Annotated in this window: 17 protein-coding genes; 8 read left to right on the forward strand and 9 right to left on the reverse strand. The window is 54.8% G+C overall.

What is annotated here, in order from left to right; all coding sequences use genetic code 11:
• Positions 1-96 precede the first annotated feature (96 nt).
• The gene (gene ldcA / locus AC0LWE_RS00905) at positions 97-1,011 is read right to left on the reverse strand and encodes a muramoyltetrapeptide carboxypeptidase (protein WP_219347657.1); all 915 of its coding nucleotides are present in this window, start codon (positions 1,009-1,011) and stop codon (positions 97-99) included.
• A gap of 110 nt (positions 1,012-1,121) precedes the next feature.
• Between ldcA and emtA the strand changes: the two genes are divergently transcribed.
• The gene (emtA, locus tag AC0LWE_RS00910) at positions 1,122-1,733 is read left to right on the forward strand and encodes a membrane-bound lytic murein transglycosylase EmtA (RefSeq protein ID WP_219347658.1); all 612 of its coding nucleotides are present in this window, start codon (positions 1,122-1,124) and stop codon (positions 1,731-1,733) included.
• A gap of 37 nt (positions 1,734-1,770) precedes the next feature.
• Here emtA and ycgR read toward each other — a convergent pair whose 3' ends face one another.
• Positions 1,771-2,502, reverse strand: coding sequence for a flagellar brake protein YcgR (gene ycgR, locus AC0LWE_RS00915; RefSeq protein ID WP_202667831.1), 732 nt, complete (start codon positions 2,500-2,502; stop codon positions 1,771-1,773).
• 204 nt (positions 2,503-2,706) lie between these two features.
• Here ycgR and AC0LWE_RS00920 point away from each other — a divergent pair, with 204 nt between their 5' ends.
• Both AC0LWE_RS00920 and AC0LWE_RS00925 read left to right on the forward strand, forming a co-directional pair.
• Positions 2,707-2,961, forward strand: a complete 255-nt coding sequence (locus tag AC0LWE_RS00920) for a GlsB/YeaQ/YmgE family stress response membrane protein (RefSeq protein WP_012017740.1) — start codon at positions 2,707-2,709, stop codon at positions 2,959-2,961.
• A 114-nt stretch (positions 2,962-3,075) separates the two neighbouring features.
• Positions 3,076-5,178 carry a TonB-dependent siderophore receptor gene (locus tag AC0LWE_RS00925; RefSeq protein WP_219347659.1) on the forward strand — a complete coding sequence of 701 codons (2,103 nt, stop codon included), beginning with the start codon at positions 3,076-3,078 and terminating at the stop codon, positions 5,176-5,178.
• A 97-nt stretch (positions 5,179-5,275) separates the two neighbouring features.
• Here AC0LWE_RS00925 and AC0LWE_RS00930 read toward each other — a convergent pair whose 3' ends face one another.
• Together AC0LWE_RS00930 and AC0LWE_RS00935 are read right to left on the reverse strand one after the other, a co-directional pair.
• Positions 5,276-6,982, reverse strand: coding sequence for an alpha,alpha-trehalase (locus AC0LWE_RS00930; protein ID WP_202667833.1), 1,707 nt, complete (start codon positions 6,980-6,982; stop codon positions 5,276-5,278).
• Between the two features lie 127 nt (positions 6,983-7,109).
• Positions 7,110-8,066: an AraC family transcriptional regulator gene (locus tag AC0LWE_RS00935; RefSeq protein ID WP_219347660.1), complete on the reverse strand. Its 957-nt coding sequence runs from the start codon at positions 8,064-8,066 to the stop codon at positions 7,110-7,112.
• Positions 8,067-8,181: 115 nt separating this feature from the next.
• Here AC0LWE_RS00935 and AC0LWE_RS00940 point away from each other — a divergent pair, with 115 nt between their 5' ends.
• The 3 genes from AC0LWE_RS00940 (at position 8,182) to AC0LWE_RS00950 (ending at position 11,402) form a co-directional block, all read left to right on the forward strand.
• On the forward strand, positions 8,182-9,378 hold the full coding sequence (locus AC0LWE_RS00940) for an MFS transporter (RefSeq protein ID WP_202693022.1): 1,197 nt from the start codon (positions 8,182-8,184) through the stop codon (positions 9,376-9,378).
• 259 nt (positions 9,379-9,637) lie between these two features.
• The gene (locus AC0LWE_RS00945; protein WP_202693296.1) at positions 9,638-10,609 is read left to right on the forward strand and encodes a fatty acid desaturase; all 972 of its coding nucleotides are present in this window, start codon (positions 9,638-9,640) and stop codon (positions 10,607-10,609) included.
• The gene (locus tag AC0LWE_RS00950; protein ID WP_202693021.1) at positions 10,602-11,402 is read left to right on the forward strand and encodes a phosphate/phosphite/phosphonate ABC transporter substrate-binding protein; all 801 of its coding nucleotides are present in this window, start codon (positions 10,602-10,604) and stop codon (positions 11,400-11,402) included. Before AC0LWE_RS00945 ends, AC0LWE_RS00950 begins: the two co-directional genes overlap by 8 nt.
• Position 11,403: 1 nt before the next feature.
• Here AC0LWE_RS00950 and AC0LWE_RS00955 read toward each other — a convergent pair whose 3' ends face one another.
• Together AC0LWE_RS00955 and AC0LWE_RS00960 are read right to left on the reverse strand one after the other, a co-directional pair.
• Positions 11,404-11,727: an AzlD domain-containing protein gene (locus AC0LWE_RS00955; protein WP_202667836.1), complete on the reverse strand. Its 324-nt coding sequence runs from the start codon at positions 11,725-11,727 to the stop codon at positions 11,404-11,406.
• Between the two features lies 1 nt (position 11,728).
• A complete protein-coding gene (locus AC0LWE_RS00960) occupies positions 11,729-12,469 on the reverse strand; it encodes an AzlC family ABC transporter permease (protein ID WP_219347661.1) in 741 nt (246 codons plus the stop codon).
• A 119-nt stretch (positions 12,470-12,588) separates the two neighbouring features.
• Between AC0LWE_RS00960 and AC0LWE_RS00965 the strand changes: the two genes are divergently transcribed.
• Complete coding sequence (locus AC0LWE_RS00965; RefSeq protein ID WP_219347662.1) at positions 12,589-13,422, forward strand: AraC family transcriptional regulator; 834 nt, start codon at positions 12,589-12,591, stop codon at positions 13,420-13,422.
• 3 nt (positions 13,423-13,425) lie between these two features.
• Here AC0LWE_RS00965 and AC0LWE_RS00970 read toward each other — a convergent pair whose 3' ends face one another.
• Positions 13,426-15,714 carry an FdhF/YdeP family oxidoreductase gene (locus tag AC0LWE_RS00970; RefSeq protein ID WP_202667838.1) on the reverse strand — a complete coding sequence of 763 codons (2,289 nt, stop codon included), beginning with the start codon at positions 15,712-15,714 and terminating at the stop codon, positions 13,426-13,428.
• A gap of 183 nt (positions 15,715-15,897) precedes the next feature.
• Between AC0LWE_RS00970 and AC0LWE_RS00975 the strand changes: the two genes are divergently transcribed.
• Positions 15,898-16,200 carry a cupin domain-containing protein gene (locus AC0LWE_RS00975; RefSeq protein ID WP_219347663.1) on the forward strand — a complete coding sequence of 101 codons (303 nt, stop codon included), beginning with the start codon at positions 15,898-15,900 and terminating at the stop codon, positions 16,198-16,200.
• 107 nt (positions 16,201-16,307) lie between these two features.
• Here AC0LWE_RS00975 and ychF read toward each other — a convergent pair whose 3' ends face one another.
• Positions 16,308-17,399 carry a redox-regulated ATPase YchF gene (gene ychF / locus AC0LWE_RS00980; RefSeq protein WP_059179774.1) on the reverse strand — a complete coding sequence of 364 codons (1,092 nt, stop codon included), beginning with the start codon at positions 17,397-17,399 and terminating at the stop codon, positions 16,308-16,310.
• A 126-nt stretch (positions 17,400-17,525) separates the two neighbouring features.
• On the reverse strand, positions 17,526-18,110 hold the full coding sequence (gene pth, locus AC0LWE_RS00985) for an aminoacyl-tRNA hydrolase (RefSeq protein ID WP_174343295.1): 585 nt from the start codon (positions 18,108-18,110) through the stop codon (positions 17,526-17,528).
• Positions 18,111-18,174: the final 64 nt, after the last annotated feature.

Below are 18,174 nucleotides of genomic sequence, written 5' to 3' on the forward strand. Positions count from 1 at the left end.
GTTGTCTTACTCCCACCTCAATGTAGTGACTGATACATAAACCCTAACATAATAACGAACGAAACCACGTTTTATTGCCGCGGTAAAAAGGTTTTTTTATGCCTTTATAACGGGATGGCCGCTGATTGTTAATTCGCTGACAGCCCCGTCGTGCTTAAGGACAGCCTGTGCGCCGAGCGGTAAGGTCACCGTCTGCTGTTCGTGACCAAACGCCAGCCCGCCGATCACCGGAATATTCACTCTCGAGCGCAGGTAATCCATCATACTTTCCAGCGTATACCCGGCATCGTAATCATTCGGTGTCGCACCGCTAAAACTGCCGAGGACGATGGCGCGCTGACGAGAGAGGATCCCCGCGTGCATGAGCTGCAGCAGCATGCGCTCGACGCGGAACGGATGCTCGTTGATATCCTCCAGCACCAGAATGCCGTTATCAATATTAGGCAACCAGGGCGTGCCAATCAGCGAGACCAGCATGGCCAGGTTTCCGCCCCACAGCTGTCCCTCACACTCACACTGCGGGCCATTGCCTTGCCATGCAATCTGCAGAACGGGATTTTGCAGCGCGCGCCAGAAATGCGCCTGCGTAAAGGCGTCCAGCTCCGGCGCACCAAAATTCGCTGCCAGCATCGGGCCGCTAAAGGTGATGACGTTATGCCGCGCCAGCAAGCCTAACTGGATGACGGTGAAATCGCTGTGTCCACTAATCAGCAGGGGATCGTGCTGTTGGCGAGTCGCCAGTCCGTCCCAGTCGATGGTTTCCAGTAATCGGCTGGCACCATACCCGCCACGCACTGCCAGCACGATGTTGTTCGCCCCTTCAAGTTTCACCAGGTCGTTGATATCCGCCAGCCTTTGCACCTCAGTTCCGGCAAAACGCTGCTGGCGACGGGGGATAATTGTCTGATTTGTTACCGAATGGCCAGATTCCAGTAAGCGCTGAATACCGCGCTGTGCGGCGTCCTGGTTAATGCAATAACCGGAAGGGGCGATGAGATGAAACCGGGACATGGCAATTCCTTGCTGAATGAGAACATAATTATCTATATCATGCCGCCTATAGGCCGCCTGCTTCAAGGGGGATAACGTAATCGCGATGACCGGATATAAGGACAGATGACGTGAAATTGAGATGGTTTGCTATTTTGATCGTATTGCTGGCGGGGTGTAGTACTAAAAAAGATTATCAAAATCCGCCATGGAATCCGGAATTGCCCGTGAAACGTGCGATGCAATGGATGCCTGTCACTGAAAAAGCCGGGAAGTCCTGGGGCGTGAGCCCGCGGCTGATCACGGCGATTATCGCGGTGGAGTCTGGAGGCAATCCTGAACTTGTAAGCAAATCGAATGCGGTCGGTTTAATGCAGCTTAAAGCCTCTACGGCAGGACGCGAAGTGTACCGCTACATGGGCTGGAAAGGTCAGCCGTCGACCAGCGAGCTGAAAAATCCGGAACGGAATATCTCAATGGGTACGGCGTATTTGAGCATTCTGGAACATGGGGTTCTGAAGGGTATCGACGATCCGGAAGTGATGCAGTACGCGCTGGTGGTTTCTTACGTCAACGGCGCGGGCGCACTGCTGCGAACTTTCTCGTCGGATCGCAAAGAAGCGATTGAAGAGATCAACGGCATGGATAAAAACGAATTTGTTGACCATGTTGCGAAGAATCATCCGGCACCACAGGCCCCACGCTATATCTGGAAAGTTCAGAAAGCTATGGACGCCATGTAATGCCGTTGCCGGGTAGCACGTTGCTGTCCGGCACGTATCAAATCACTTTATTCGCGCGTTCCCGCGCTTCTCGCTCCAGTGAGAAAATAATACGCTGGAGTTCGCGCTCGGCGCCCGGGCCGACATTCAGAAAGCGGAAGCTCAGACGTGGCGTAGTAATGGTTTCGTTTTTGCTGTCCACGACTTTGCGTTCGCTAATGGCTATCAACTGCGCGTCAAAGTAAAACCGTCCCCAGCCGCCCATATCCAGCTCAATCTGCGAAAAACGCATCCCTTCGACCAAACCTTCCGGCCTTGCCGTATCCATTAATGCGCCCATGCCGCCTAACGAAAGGTCAAACAGGCGAAAGCGGATCTCTTTTTTATCCGGCATTTTGGCTTTACAAAAATAGGACGGATGCAGCGGGGCGTTGATACGAAAATACTCACGGCGCTGAACAAACCACACGCTGTTGGGTAACGGCGCAAAAAAAGCAGGCAGACCCTGATAGTCGCCATGAATCAATTGCGGCAGGACAAATTCGACTTTCGCGCCTTTCGTTTCCGCCATCACGGAGAGATTTTGCGCGCGCAACGCCGCCCGGTTTTCATATTCCTGACTACCGAGGTCGATGACCAGTCGCTCAGGGGTGGCTTCAAGGATCTTGCTGATAAACTGATTTGTAGACCAACTGATACGCAAAGGAACTTCGCCCTTATGCAGGTCGCGTAATACCCCTAATACAGCCAGCGGATTTTGCTTCAGGAACTGCTCACTGTAATTACTCACGCCGAATGGCTCCTCGGTTGTCTGACAGACTGTCGATGAAGTATCGGCAGTAAACGAAAGAACTTAATACAAACCGGTGAATTTTTTTAAAAATGAGACGTAATTAAGTCGGTGACAAAGAATGGTTTTCGCGCGCTGTCCTATACTTAAGTCACTTGCGCGGAAGGTTTCAGCGCATGCATTTAATCTGCAAGAGGGCATCGTATGGGTATCATCGCGTGGATTGTGTTTGGTCTGATTGCCGGTATTATCGCAAAATTCATCATGCCTGGACGTGATGGCGGCGGCTTTATTCTGACCTGTGTACTGGGTGTGATTGGTGCGGTAGTGGGAGGCTGGCTGGCGACGATGTTTGGCGTTGGCGGTAGCGTAAGTGGCTTCAACTTGCACAGTTTCCTGGTGGCTGTCGTGGGTGCCATTGTCGTGTTGGCAATATTCCGTCTACTCAGGCGTGCGTAAGCAAACATCAACGGCTCTCATGTGAGGGCCGTTTTTTTTGGTCTTGATATTGCTTTGTAAATCGAAATGAGAATAATTGTCGTTTCTAGCCATTTCTAATAATAAGACGACAATATGAAAACCTCACATTTTGCGATATGTGCGTTGGCAGGCGCGGTCACGCTGGCGTTGCGCACGCCCGCGTTTGCTCAGGAAACCACCATCGTGGTCAGCGGGACGGAGCAAAACAGCGCGCTGCCCGGATGGACCAACAGCGCCACAAAATCCGCCGTGGCTGAAAGTAAAACCCCGCAGGTGATAAACACGATATCGGCCACGGAGATCGAACAGCGCCACGCAAACTCGGTCAATGAAATTCTGCGCTACGCGCCGGGCGTGTCCACCGAAGTGCGTGGCAATACCTCGTATATGAGCGAATACAAAATTCGCGGCTTCACCGTGGAGCAAGAGTATTACAACGGTCTTCAACTGCCCTATAACGTCACCGGGAATACCAAAGCGCGGATCGATCCCCTGTTAATCGAGAGCGTGGATATTCTCAAAGGGCCCGCGTCTGCCTTGTACGGCGGCGGTTCCCCCGGCGGGCTGGTGAATATTCAGGGCAAAAAGCCGCAAAAAGAACAGCACACGGAAGTGGGCGTTAATACCGGCACACGCAATCTGAAAGAGGGCTATCTGGATTCCACAGGGCAAATCGCCGACAGCGACTGGAATTACCGCCTGCTGGGTAAAGCGACCGAAGGTGACGATCAGCCACATACCACGCGCACGGAAAACTATCTGGTTGCGCCTTCTGTCACCTGGCAGCCTGATAGCAAAACGCGTCTCACCCTTGACGCGCTGGCGCAAAATACCCCGAGTCTTTCGCCATCTAACCCTTTGCCGCTGTCCTATTTGCGGTCGAAATATGCTGGCCGACGCGACTACGCGGGCGATGAGTGGAGCGGCTTCAAACAGCGTCAGTGGATGCTGGGTTACAGCTTTGAACATGAATTTGACAGCGGCTGGGGCTTCAACCAAAAAGCGCGCTATTTTGACGTCGACACCCATCAGCGCAGCGTCTATTCAACGGGCGCGGGCAGCGAGGTTTACCAGCTCAACCGCTTTGCGTACACCACAGATGAAGATCTGCACAGCATTAACATTGATAACCAGGTGACTAAAACCGTGACCCTTGGTGAATGGAAGCATCACTTGCTGGCGGGCTTTGATTATCAAAAACTGAATTCCCATTTCCATTATCGCTACGCATCGGCAACGCCTGGCATTGATATGCGTGACCCGGATTACACGCAAATCAGCGAAAGCGCATTGGGCCTGTATACCGCGCAGAAAAACCGCCTGAGCTATCAGCAAAACGGTTACTACCTGCAGGATCAGGTGGAGTTTGGCGGCCTCAATCTGCTCGGCAGCGTGCGTTACGACGATTACCGTTCGGTTACCACCAACTATCTGCAAAATGGCGACAAGGCGTGGGTATCGCAGGATCGCGTGACCAAGCGACTGGGTGCGCTGTACGCTTTTGAAAACGGAATTTCACCGTTTATCAGTTACTCAGAGGGCTTTGCACCGGTTTCGCCGCAGGGCACGTTAATGGCGAAAGACGTCAAACCCACCACCAGCAAACAGATGGAAGGCGGGGTCAAATACCTGCTGGAAGAGTATGCCACTACGCTGACAGCGTCAGTGTTCAATATTCGCCAGAAAAATGTAGTGACCACCGATCCCGGTTTCCTGAACTATCGTCAGACGGGCGAAGTAGAGTCGAAAGGGGCAGAGTTGTCCGTCGTCAGCCGTCCAACCGATAATCTGACCTTGATCGGCAACTACGCGTATACCCACGCCATCAATACCGAAGATGATAAGTATCAGGGCAAACGACCGACGCAGGTGCCGGAGAATGCCTTTACGCTTTGGGGGGATTACACCTTCGACAGCACGCCGGTCAAAGGATTGAATCTCGGCGCCGGTGCGCGTTACACCGGGCCAATGGAGATTGCGCCGACTAACGACCAGGGCAAACTGGGCGGAACAACTCAGTACGATCTGGCGGCGTCTTATCGTATGGGTGAAATTATGCCTTCTCTTGAAGGGCTGACCATTAAGGCCAGTGCGCAGAACATCACCAATAAAGAAACCCTTACCTGTTATGACGCCACAAACTGCTGGATTGGGCGCGACCGTACTTATCAGGTCGGGGCAAGCTACAGTTTCTGATTAAGTTCAGGGTAGGGCTAAAAAGTAAAACGGCAACTGAGGTTGCCGTTTTGTTGCTATCCACTTATAGGATGTAAGCCATAAAATAACGTTCTGGCTACTGCGCCACACTCTTCTGCGTTGACGATTGCGGAGCAACATCCTCGTTCGCCGCCGGCTGTGAAGCCGGTACGCTGTCGCACGGTTTCTCTTTCGGACACACGAGATCCAGCATTTTTAACGTCACGCCGTTGGTCCAGCCGAATCCATCCTGCAATGGATACTCGCCTCCGCCGCCGCCCGTTCCGGTGGTAGAAACGTCATATTTCTCGACCAGTTTTTGCTCGCGATCGTAGGTGTGCTGAACGTTGGTCAGGAAGCGCCAGGTGACATCCATCGCCACTTTTTCATGACCGTAGTTTTGCAGCCCTTCAGCGGCAACCCATTGTAAAGGTGCCCAGCCGTTTGGCGCGTCCCACTGCTGGCCGCTATTGACGGTGGTGGTCGAAATTCCCCCCGGTTTAAGCAGACGCGAGGCCGTCGCGCTGGCGACTTTCGCGGCGCGATCCTGTGACGCCGCGTTTACATACAGCGGGAACAGTGCGGCGGCAGTCAGCTGATTACGCACCTTTTTGCTCTTCAGATCGTAATCGGCGTACCAGCCCTCTTTGTCATTCCACAGATGGTTTTCCATGGCTTTTTGACGAGACGTCGCCAGGTTTTCATACTTGCTGGCCGCGGCAGCATCGCCCGATTCCTGGCTCGCTTTTGCCAGCAGTTTTTCCATCTTGAACATCAGGGCGTTCAGGTCGACGGGCACAATACTGGTGGTACGGATCGTCCCGAGCTTTTGCGGATCGTCCATCCAGCGGGAGCTAAAGTCCCAGCCAGACGCCGCCGCAGATCGCAGATCGCGATAGATCTCCGTCGCCGGACGGTTCGGGTTATTTTTAGCGGTGGTCACGTCATCAAGCCAGGATTCAGGGCGGGGCGTATCGCGGTCATCCCAATAGCGGTTCAGAATCGAACCATCATCCAGTTTCACCACACGTTTATTCGCCTGCCCCGGCTGTAAGCTCTCTGCGCCTTCCATCCAATAGGCGTACTCTTTTTCCATCTGCGGACGATAGGTTTTCAGTGCCTCTTTATCATGCGTCGCCAGCAGCTCAACCATCAGGGAGAAGAACGGCGGTTGGGAGCGGCTCAGATAATAGCTGCGGTTACCGTTGGGGATATGGCCCCAGGCGTCGAGTTCGTAGGCAAAGTTCGCCACCATATCGCTGATTTTGTCCCAGTGGCCGCTCTCGGCCAGGCCCAGCATGGTGAAGTAGCTGTCCCAGTAATAGACCTCTCGGAAACGCCCGCCCGGCACGACATAGGGTTTAGGCAACGGAAGCAGTGAATCCCATTTGCTGGCCTTATCAGTGGTGCGCGTCAGCACCGGCCATAAACCGTCAATATGTTCCCGTAAGTTCTGCCCGGCGGGAGGAACATATTTTTCCCCTTCGCCCGGCAGGCTGAAGTTCATCTCGACAAAGTGTCGCAGGTCAAAGCTGGACTGTTTATGCTGCATGCGGTAATCCGCCAGGATCATCAGGGGATCGCTTTTTGGTACCGCGTCGGCAAAGGTTTTTTGATCAGGGAATAATTTTGCGGTCTGCACGTCAACAAACAGGGGGCCGAGCAGAATATCCGGCGACTGCTTTTGCGTGGATTGTGCCTCTTCGGCATGGCCGAACGCAGACACGGCGAGCAGTGCGCCTCCCAATGCGACGCGCAGCGCCAGCGTTAAAGCCGCAGGACGGCGCAGATCAATTATCGTCATCGATTCTTCTCCTTTTTATTTGCGAGCAGCGTGACCGCTGTCGTCAATCACCTGAAAACCTTAGACGAATATCGCCGGCTTCGCGTGTTGAACATCCCACTTTAGGCAGAACCAGACGATTTACTGTTTAGATCTCCTCTGCAATCGGGGTGGTTTCCCGTAAGGCACCGGGCGCCTGACCGACAATGCGTTTAAACGCCCGGCTGAACGCCGCAAGTGAACCATAGCCCAGGCGCAGCGCAACGGTTTCAATGGGCTGATGCTCATGACGAATGTACTGAATCGCCAGCCGCATCCGCAGCTCGCTTAAGTATTTTGCCGGTGTCGTACCGGTGGCCGACAAAAAGCGCTCGGCAAAAACGGATCGCGACGTGCCGGCTTCTTTTGCCAGCTCCGCCACGCTCCAGTTGACACCAGGCTGCTGGTGCATGGCATAAATCGCGCGGCTGAGGCGCGGATCGCGCAAAACCTGTACCCAGCCGGTGGCTTTGCCGCAACCCGCTTCAACCCAGCCACGCACGATGAGTGCGGCGACCACATCAGCCAGACGCGCCAGAATTCCGGCAAACCCCACCTGGCGCGTCATGGATTCGCGTTCCATTGCCGCCAGCAACGGATGGATCTCGGGCCACGTCGACATCAGGCGACTCACCATCATCACTTCTGGCATCGCTTTGATCAGCGGCTGCATCCCGCCTAGCTCAAAGTCCATACACCCGCTGAATATCACTGTCTTATCACTCTGAGGGCATGGCTCGCAGGTGATGGCACAGACAGAGTTGCAAATCGATTCACTGGGATAGGCGGAAACCGGGATCACAGTGGCGTTTTCATCAGAAAGCAGGGCGTGCGCGTTACCGTTCGGGATAAACAGCGCATCGCCACTGTTCAGGGTAAAGCGCGCGCCGCTCTCCATGCGCAGCAGCGCTGTACCCTGACTCACGAAATGAAACTGCGCTTTGCCGGCCACATAGGCAAACGACACGCCAAAGGGCGAGGTGGTTTCGATGCGACGATATTTCACGCCTGAAAGCCGCATTCCGCGCAAAAGCTCGCTGATCATATCGGGTGGCTGAACGGTCATGGAGACAACTCCGGACGAATAATCAATAAGTGGAGATTATATGTCATAGATCGTCCGTGGGGAACGCCCTATGATTCGTGACAGTTGTCACATTATTTTAACGGGAGAGCAACCGATGAGTTCATGTATCGCGGCGAGTGAGGCAATCGTGCCCGCAAAACCCGCCTGGCGAGCCGTCTATTCACTGGGACTGGGGGTATTTGGCCTGATTACGGCCGAGTTTTTACCCGCCAGTTTATTAACACCGATGGCGGCAAGTCTGGGGGTGACCGAAGGCATGGCCGGGCAGGCGGTCACGGCAACGGCGCTGGTTGCGCTGGTCACCGGTTTGCTGATAACGCCAGCGACGAAAAATATCGATCGTCGCTGGGTACTGATGTTTTTCTCGGTGCTGCAAATTATCTCCAGTCTGCTGGTGGCATTTGCGCCCACGCTCAACGTGTTGCTGTTTGGTCGTTTACTGCTGGGGATTGCCATTGGCGGTTTCTGGGCGATGTCGACGGCGACGGCGATGCGGCTGGTGCCTGCGGATAAAGTGCCAAAAGCGCTGGCGGTGATCTTCTCCAGCGTGTCGGTCGCCACCGTGGTTGCCGCACCGCTCGGTAGCTATCTCGGTAGCCTGATTGGCTGGCGCAACGTCTTTATCCTCTGCATTGTGCCGAGCATTGTAGCGCTGCTCTGGCAGCTCTGGGTGCTGCCGTCAATGAAGCCGGAGAGTAGCGGCAGCCTGGCGACGCTTCTGCGCGTGCTGCGCCGTCCGGGGATGATTGGCGGTTTACTGGCGACGGTGCTGATTTTCAGCGGACATTTTGCCTTCTTCACCTATCTGCGTCCGTTCCTCGAAACCGTTGGACAGGCCAGCGTAGAGACCATCTCCCTGATCCTGCTTGGCTTCGGGCTGGCGAATTTTGTCGGCACGTCCATTGCCGGGATGTTGCTTGCGCGGAATTTGCGCCTGACGCTGGCGCTGGTTCCTTTCGTGATGGGCATCCTGGCATTGATGTTGGTGGCGTTTGGCCATCTGGCGATGCTGGACGGTCTGCTGGTGGCGCTGTGGGGATTTGCGTTTGGGCTGGTGCCCGTTGGCTGGTCGACCTGGCTTGCCACGACCGTGCCGGACGAAGCCGAAAGCGCGGGCGGGTTGCTGGTCGCCTCCATTCAGTTTGCGATTGGTGCTGGCGCGGCAGGCGGTGGTGCGATATTTGACCTCAACGGGGCCAGCGGCGTATTTGCCGGCAGCGGCCTGCTGCTGGTCTCCGCCATGGTGATTGTGCTGGCAGGCGTTCGGGTCAAACCGGTGACGGCGGAATGAGAAAACGCCCCGTAAAGGGGCGTTTAGTTCACACGGCGGGCTGTACTTTTTGGGCGTGAACCGCGTGCTGCCTCGCAATGGCGACGATAATCAGCGCGCCCAGTTCCAGGAATACGACGATCCCGCCGTTAACGTTTCCTGTCACGTCTTTCCTTGCGACATTTTGGCAAAGATTAGCCATTTAAATTCTTTGTCATTTCCGGCGTGATCTCAGATCTTCATGAATTAAACAAAGACTGCGGAAATGGCGCTGGGACAGATGGGTAAAGGATCGTCTTACTATTTACATGAAGAGCAGCGCGCATTGATACGGCGTCTCTCGCAAGGCTGGCTGTGGCGCAGTGAATTCCCGACCTGGATGGTGATTACGGGGGTTTACGGCGGTTGGTTTTCAACGCTGATTTTCTGGCAAACCCTCGGCCTCATCCCCTCCACGCTGTTGCTTATCGGGTTTACCGCCTGGTATCTGTCGCTGCAGCATGAATTGATCCACGGTCATCCTACCCGCGTGGTGTGGTTTAACCAGCTGCTGGGCACATTGCCGCTCGCCGTCTGGTATCCGTACGGGCTGTATCGTGATTCGCATCTGGCACATCATCGCCACGATCGCCTGACGGTGCCGACGGACGATCCCGAGTCGTACTATTTCACCGACGCAAGCTGGGCGCAGTTTTCACCCTGGCAGCGTAAAATCATTCATCTGCGCAATACGTTCCCTGGAAGACTGCTGTTAGCGCCTCTGCTGGATATTGGTCAGACGCTGGCGAGTGCAGGGCGGGCATTTCGGGATTTACACTACCAAGCCATGGCGATGTGGCTGGTGCATGCCGCACTGCTGGCGGGACTGTTTGTCTGGATGGAAGGGCGCGGATTTTCTGCGCTGTATTTTGTGCTGGTCGTAAGTTATCCGGCGCTGGCGCTGACCAAAATTCGCTCTTTTTACGAGCATCGAGCCGCAGACGATCCGCTGGCGCGCTCGGTGATCAACGAGGCGTCGCTCCCCTGGCGCGTGCTGTTTCTGAATCTCAACTATCATTCTGTGCATCACGATCTCCCGGGCGTGCCCTGGTACGGCCTGAGAGACATCTATTTGCGTGATAAAGCGGACTATCAGCGGCGTAACCACGCATTTGTGGTTGGCGGCTATGGCGAGTGGTTACGACATTTTTGGGCAAAAACTGTGGATGTGACGGTCCATCCTGGAGTGAAGACAAGCGAGACACATGAGTAATCTCTTTGCGTTGCCAATGTATGCCGTGAAACGCGCCGACAATGAGGCGTTAACGTTTGCCGTGCGGACGTTGCTCGCTGAACACGGTGTGCGTATGAGTCATCTCAATGCCTGCGGGCCGGAGGACAATTTGTTGTCGCACTGGCGTCACCCGGATTTGTTGCTCAGCCAGACCTGCGGTTTCCCGCTGATGACGCAGCTACCGGACGTGCAGACGGTAGGGTGCTTTCATTACACCGCACCCGGCTGCGACGGGATTCATTACCGCAGTTTTTTAGTGGCGCGCCTGACGGATACGCAACAGACGCTGGCGGATTTCAAGGGGAAACGCGTGGCGTGCAACGCGCGCGATTCGCAATCGGGCTATAACGTGTTGCTGAAAATGGTCACGTCGCTTCACCCCGATGCGCCGTTTTTCGAACGTGTCGTTATCAGCGGTAGCCATCGAAAATCATTGATCGAGATTACGCGCGGTGCGGCGGATATTGCGGCTATCGATTGCATCACCTGGGCACTTTTACAGCGCCACGAACCGACTCTGATCGACGGATTGACAGTGATTGGCGAAAGCCCGCCAGCGCCGGGATTGCCGCTGATTACGGCGAAGACCACCACGCAAGAGACGCTTTCCCACATCCGGGCCGCGCTGAATGACCTGGTGAGCGCGACAAAATACCGGCAAATATGCGATGACATGTTCATCGGCGGATTTAGCGAGGTGACGCGCCAGCCCTATACTGTGTTGCTGGACTGGCGCGATGAGGCGGCGCGAAAGGGCGTGACCCACCTGTAAACTAGCCCATCAGAAAATAGCTTAACCCTGAAAACGCCACCATGCCGGCAAGGACGGTCGCAAACAGGCTGCGCGTGACGATGCCTGCCAGCGTGGCCGCCAGTGCGGCCAGCAGCGACAGGCTGATCCCGGAGGGTGTAAGCGCCGGTTTGCCCATCAGTTCGGCGGTGACAATCGCGGCCATAATCGCCGAGGGAATGAAACTTAGCCACTGCTGTAATATGGACGCCAGACGGAATCGGGACAGCAGTAAAATCGGCACCGTGCGCATCAACGCCGTGACGACCGCGCAGGCCATAATTGCCAGTAAAATATTCCGCTCCATTTTATTTCTCCCCTCGGCTGAAGAGGCGCAAGCCAAGCGTCGCCAGCGTGGCGGAAACGGACGCGGCCACAATCACCACCACGCTCATATCGGTATGGCTGGCCGTCAGCAACGTGATGATTACCGCCGTGGCGATGCTGAAGGATTCCAGCGCTTTTCGGCGGCTGGCAAACCAGATCATCAAGACCAGGCCGATAAACATCGACACCAGACTAAAGCTCAACCCTTCCATTAACGACGGTGGCAGGGCAGATGCCAGCCCCGCGCCGACCACGCAGGCGAGGATCCAGTTGATCCAGGCGGCCAGATTGAGCCCCAGCATCCACGCGTAGGGCACGCTATTTTGCTGACTACCTTGCTGCACGGCGACGCCAAAGGTTTCGTCGGTAAGCAGCAGCCCGCTGATGATTTTTTGCGTTGTGGTGTAGTCACGAAAGAACAGACTCATTGCGGAACTCATCAGCAGATAACGAAGATTCACCAGGAACACGCTTAAAACGACCGACGCGATTTCTGCGCCCGTCGCCCACAGAGAATAAAAAAGAAACTGCGCCGAACCGGCGTACAGCGCACTTGCCAACAGCGCGGTCTGGACGGTCGTAAATCCCGACAGCGTTCCGATCGCTCCGGCGGCAAAACCGATACTCCAGTAGCCGGGGATGGTGGGCAAGCAGGCGGTGATGCCTGCGCGAAATTCCGCGCGGGCGTCGTTTCGCTGAGAAGTCTTTATATTCATCAACATCTATTTGTCTCATTTATACGTCACTGAATGATAATCTTAAGAATTGGGGAAAATCGCTATAGTAAAATCCTGCTCACTGGCAGAAATAATTCACTTCAAGGGCGAAAGGCATAGACGGAATGAGAGAATCGCGGGATGAAATCAAGCTCTGGCGCGACAAGGGCCTCCACGGCGGGATGGAGATCCTGCGGGCGTCCTGCTACGAGCACAGTTATCCGGCTCATTTCCATGATGAATTTGTTATCGCCGCCTTTGCTCGCGGGGCGCAACGCACGCGCATCTGTCGAGAGCAGGGGATCGCCGCGCCGGGGACGGTGATGATCATCGCCCCGGGCGAAGTGCATACCGGCGAAGCGGTGCAGCGCGACGAAGGCTGGGACTATTGCGCCTTTTATCCCTCGCAAGCCCTGCTGAACGGTGTGGCTGAAACGGTGCTTCGCGGCAAGGGCGAGGTCAATTTTGGTACCGAAGGCATGCGTCACGATCCCAAACTGGCACGCAGCATGCTGCAGGCCTCGGCCGTGCTGAGTGAAAGTCGCGATCCGCTGGAAAAAGAGTGCGTGATGTATCAGGTGCTGAATCTGCTGGTTGGGCGCTACGGAGAACGTTCTGTGAGCAAGGGACGGCAGGACGTTGTGCGCACGGATATCCGTCGGGCGGTCGATTTTCTGCAATGCGCCTATATGCATCCCGTTTCGGTAAAAGAGATTGCTGAGGTGGCGGGGTTAAGCGAGTTCTACTTTATGCGCACTTTTCAGAACATGACCGGGCTTTCTGTCCATCAGTATCTGACGCAGCTTCGGCTGGTGCGCGCTAAAGCGTTGCTCGCGAAAGGCGTGAGCGCTGCGCAGGTTGCCAGCGACGTGGGCTTTTTCGATCAGAGCCATTTGATAAAACATTTTCGCGCGCATTTTGGCACGACGCCGGGCGTGTTTGCCGCGGCGTCGGCGTAGCGACTATATCGCGCGGATCTCTTTTGAGCGCAGGGTAACGGTAACCGGCACAGATTTGTAGGACGGCGTTCCGCTCTCCTTATCCAGATAATCCAGCGGGACTAACACGTTGGCTTCCGGATAATACGCCCCGACCGTGCCGCTGGCGATGTGATACGCCACCACGGTGATATCGTCCAGACGCAGTTTGCTATCCGGTAGCGCAGTGGTAATGTCCACGCGGTCGCCATGCTCCAGCCCCAGCTGTGCCATATCTCCTTCATTCATAAACAGCACGTCCCGGCGGCCAAACACCCCACGATAGCGGTCATCCAGGGCATAAATCGTGGTGTTGTACTGATCGTGACTGCGCAGCGTGACCAGCCGCAGAACGTTGTCCCCTGTGCCATTGATATTCTCATCGACGCCGTCAAACACAGAGAACATCGCTTTGCCGGTTGGGGTGGGCCAGACGCGCTCCGTTGGCGGTAACGGCATGCGAAAGCCCCCCGGCGTTCTGATGCGTTCGTTGTAGCGGTCGAAGCCCGGCAACGTTTTTTCAATTAAATCACGGATCAAATCGTAATTCGTTACCAGCTCCTGCCAGGCGACACTGCTGTTCGGAAGCGTTGCTTGAGCCATTCCCGCCACAATTGCTGGTTCAGAGAGCAGATGAGGCGATGCGGGCTTGAGCTTGCCTGAGGAGGCGTGGACCATCGACATGGAGTCTTCAACGGTGATGGACTGTTTGCCGGTCTGCTGCATATCCAGCTCAGTACGTCCCAGGCAGGGGAAAATAAATGTCTCTTTGGCGGTCAGCAGATGCGTACGGTTCAGCTTGGTGCCGACATGGACGCTCAAATCCAGCGTGCGCATAGCCGGGAAAACGCGCTCGTGCTCGGGCATCGCCACGGCAAAGTTACCGCCCAGGCAGATCAAGGCTTTTGCTTGCCCGGCGATCATGGCCTGCGTGGTTTGCACCGCATCATGCCCGTGTTTAGACGGCGGCGTAAAACCGAAGACCTCTTCAATCCGCGACAAAAAGGCGGCGGAGGGCTTTTCGGTGATGCCCACCGTCCGGTTGCCTTGCACGTTTGAATGGCCGCGCAGGGGGCAAATTCCGGCGCCTGGCTTGCCGATATTGCCGCGCATCAGCAACAAATCGGCGATCAGCCGCACGTTAGACGTGCCTTTGTTGTGCTGGGTGATCCCCATGCCATAGGTGATGATGGTGGCATTCGATTTGGCATACGCAACTGCGACAGTTTCCAGATCGGCTCGGGTAAGACCCGATTCGCGCTCAATGGCTTCCCATGGGGTCGCGGTAATGTCAGCGGAAAAGGCGTCAAAACCTTGTGTGTGTTGAGCAATAAACTCGTTGTCCAGCACATTGCCTTGTTGAGCCTCAAGCGCCAGCAGATGCTTCGCGATACCTTTCAGTGCGGCGGCGTCGCCTCCGGCTTTAACCTGGAAATAGGTCGACGCAATATCCGTTGAGCCGTAGGTTGCCATCTCGATAACGCTTTGCGGATCGGCAAACCGTTCCAGCGCTCTTTCACGCATCGGGTTGAGGACGATAATCGGCACTCCGCGACGGGCCAGCTCATGCAGCGTGCCCATCATGCGCGGATGGTTAGTCCCAGGATTATGACCAATCGAAATGACCAGCTCGGTGTTATCAAAATCATCCAGCGAAACCGTGCCTTTACCAATGCCGATTGAGCGAGGCAAACCTACGCTGGTGGCTTCATGGCACATATTGGAACAATCAGGAAAATTATTGGTGCCCAGCTCGCGTGCAAAAAGCTGAAACAGATACGCGGCTTCATTGGATGCGCGGCCAGAGGTGTAAAACTCGACGGCGTCGGCAGGGAGATCGCGCAATACTTCGCCGATGCGGGCGAAGGCGTGTTCCCATTCCACCGGGCGAAATGTATCGCTCTCTTGATGATACTCAAGCGGGTGCGTGAGACGACCATAGCCTTCCAGTTCAAAGTCGCTTTTTGCCAGCAGTGACGTAACGGTATTTTCGGCAAAAAAAGCCGGCGTGACGCGCTTGTTGGTAGCTTCCCACGTCACGGCTTTGGCCCCGTTTTCGCAGAACTGGAACGTTGATTTGTGTTCTTTATCCGGCCACGCACAGCCTGGGCAGTCAAATCCATCAGGCTGGTTGGTATTAAGCAACGTGGCGGGTGCTTCGAAGGTATCCATTTGCGTGCGCACGGCAATGGCGGTGGCTTTTAAGGCCCCCCATCCGCCGGCTGGACCGTCATAGTGTCGGATTCCGGGTACTGAGCGTCGTGTGTTATTCATGGGAACTCCTGACTATGCGGATTGAAAGCGGCTTCATTTACGTTTTAAGCCGATTATTAGCTAATCTTAGAAGATTTTTGTTAATGATAATTCAACGAATTAGTAACAGTATTTTATCTTTATCATGCTAAACCTTTCGTCTCGCGCAATAAAAATGTCGGCAAAATACAGAGAGGGAAAGGGATGAAAACGTCAATTGCGAGCGTCGCGGCAGATCTGCCGCAAATCTGGCAGTCGCGCATTTTGGGCGCGGTAGGAAATGCCAGAATCAAAGTCATTAAAATGGGCGGAGAGGGCATTCCCTGGGAAGTACACAATGATTTTGAAGAGATGCTGCTGGTACTTGACGGTGAGCTGCCGCTGGTGATTGAGGAACAGCATTTTACGCTCGCTGCGGGTGAGTTTTGCTTTGTACCGAAGGGGGCGAATCACCATGTGCCGCCGGGGAGCTTTGGCACGTTGCTGCTGGTGGATTTGGGTGAGTGACTACCGTATCCATTTTGTCATAAAAAAATCCACGCCAAAGCGTGGATTTAAATGTTTCAGGCAGTCTTCACGGGGTTTCTCATAATCCCATGAAAAAGCGGAAAGCGTTAGACGTTGAACAGGAAGTTCATCACATCGCCATCTTTTACGATGTAGTCTTTACCTTCAGCGCGCATTTTGCCGGCTTCTTTCGCACCTTGCTCGCCCTTGTAGGCGATGAAGTCTTCAAACGCGATGGTTTGAGCGCGAATAAAGCCTTTTTCGAAATCGGTATGGATCTTACCGGCGGCCTGTGGAGCGGTAGCGCCAACCGGGATCGTCCATGCGCGGACTTCTTTGACGCCTGCGGTGAAGTAGGTTTGCAGATTCAGCAGCTCGTAGCCTGCGCGAATCACGCGGTTCAGACCCGGCTCTTCAATGCCGAGCTCGGCCATGAACTCTTCGCGATCGGCGTCGTCAAGTTCAGCAATGTCAGACTCAACGGCAGCGCACACCGCCACAACCACAGACCCTTCGCCAGCGGCGATTTCACGCACTTTATCGAGGTACGGGTTGTTTTCAAAACCGTCTTCGTTAACGTTAGCGATATACATGGTTGGCTTGAGCGTCAGGAAGCTCAGGTATTTGATCGCTGCTTTGTCTTCTTCGGTCAGCGCCAGGGAACGCAGCATACCCGCGTTTTCGAGCTGAGGCAGACATTTTTCCAGCGCAGCCAGTTCCGCTTTCGCGTCTTTATCACCGCCTTTAGCGCGTTTCTGCACGCGATGAATCGCGCGCTCGCAGGTGTCCAGGTCAGACAGCGCCAGCTCGGTGTTAATCACGTCGATATCGTCAGCCGGATCCACTTTATTATTCACGTGGATGATGTTGTCGTTTTCGAAGCAGCGAACCACGTGACCGATCGCTTCGGTTTCACGGATGTTTGTCAGGAACTGGTTGCCCAGGCCTTCGCCTTTGGACGCGCCTTTAACCAGACCAGCGATGTCCACGAATTCCATAGTCGTCGGCAGAATACGCTGCGGCTTAACAATTTCCGCGAGCTGGTCCAGACGAGGATCGGGCATCGGCACGACACCGGTGTTCGGCTCAATGGTACAGAACGGGAAGTTTGCTGCTTCGATGCCCGCTTTGGTGAGCGCGTTAAACAGGGTGGATTTGCCAACGTTTGGCAGGCCAACGATACCGCATTTAAATCCCATCTTTAAATCACCTTAATGTCTTGATATTCAACCCGTTAGCATTAACCGATTGAAGAAAAGTAAATAACTTTGCCTATTATACACGTAACCTGCGTCACGCGCGGTAAAAAAGCCTGAACGTCGGGATTATTGCGCTCTGAAAGCATGCAGGCGATTGGTCGCTTTGGTTAAGCCATCCTGCAACCAGATTTCAGTACAGCGCGCCGCTTCGTCTACTGCTTCGTCGATGAGCTTCTGTTCCGAACTCGGCGGTTTGCCTAACACAAAACCCACAACTTTATTTTTATCACCGGGATGACCAATTCCTACACGTAAGCGATGAAAGTTTGGGTTATTACCAAGCTTGCTGATGATGTCCTTCAGGCCATTGTGCCCGCCGTGCCCGCCGCCCAGTTTAAATTTCGCCACGCCTGGCGGTAAGTCGAGTTCATCGTGAGCGACCAGAATTTCATCCGGATTAATGCGATAAAATGTCGCCATCGCGGCCACCGCTTTGCCGCTTAAATTCATGAACGTCGTTGGAACCAGCAAGCGCACATCTGCACCCGCCAGATTGATGCGCGAGGTATAGCCAAAGAATTTCGGCTCCTCACGCAGGGGAGCACGCAACCGCTCAGCCAGTAAATCAACATACCAGGCACCGGCGTTATGGCGGGTTGCCGCGTATTCCGCACCGGGGTTGGCAAGGCCGACAATCAATTTAATCGTCACGTTTTCAATTCCTAAAGGTTCCAGATTTGGCGCGTAGTTTACTGTTTGCCGCGCCGATTGACAA

This window comes from Lelliottia sp. RD5, from assembly GCF_056032945.1.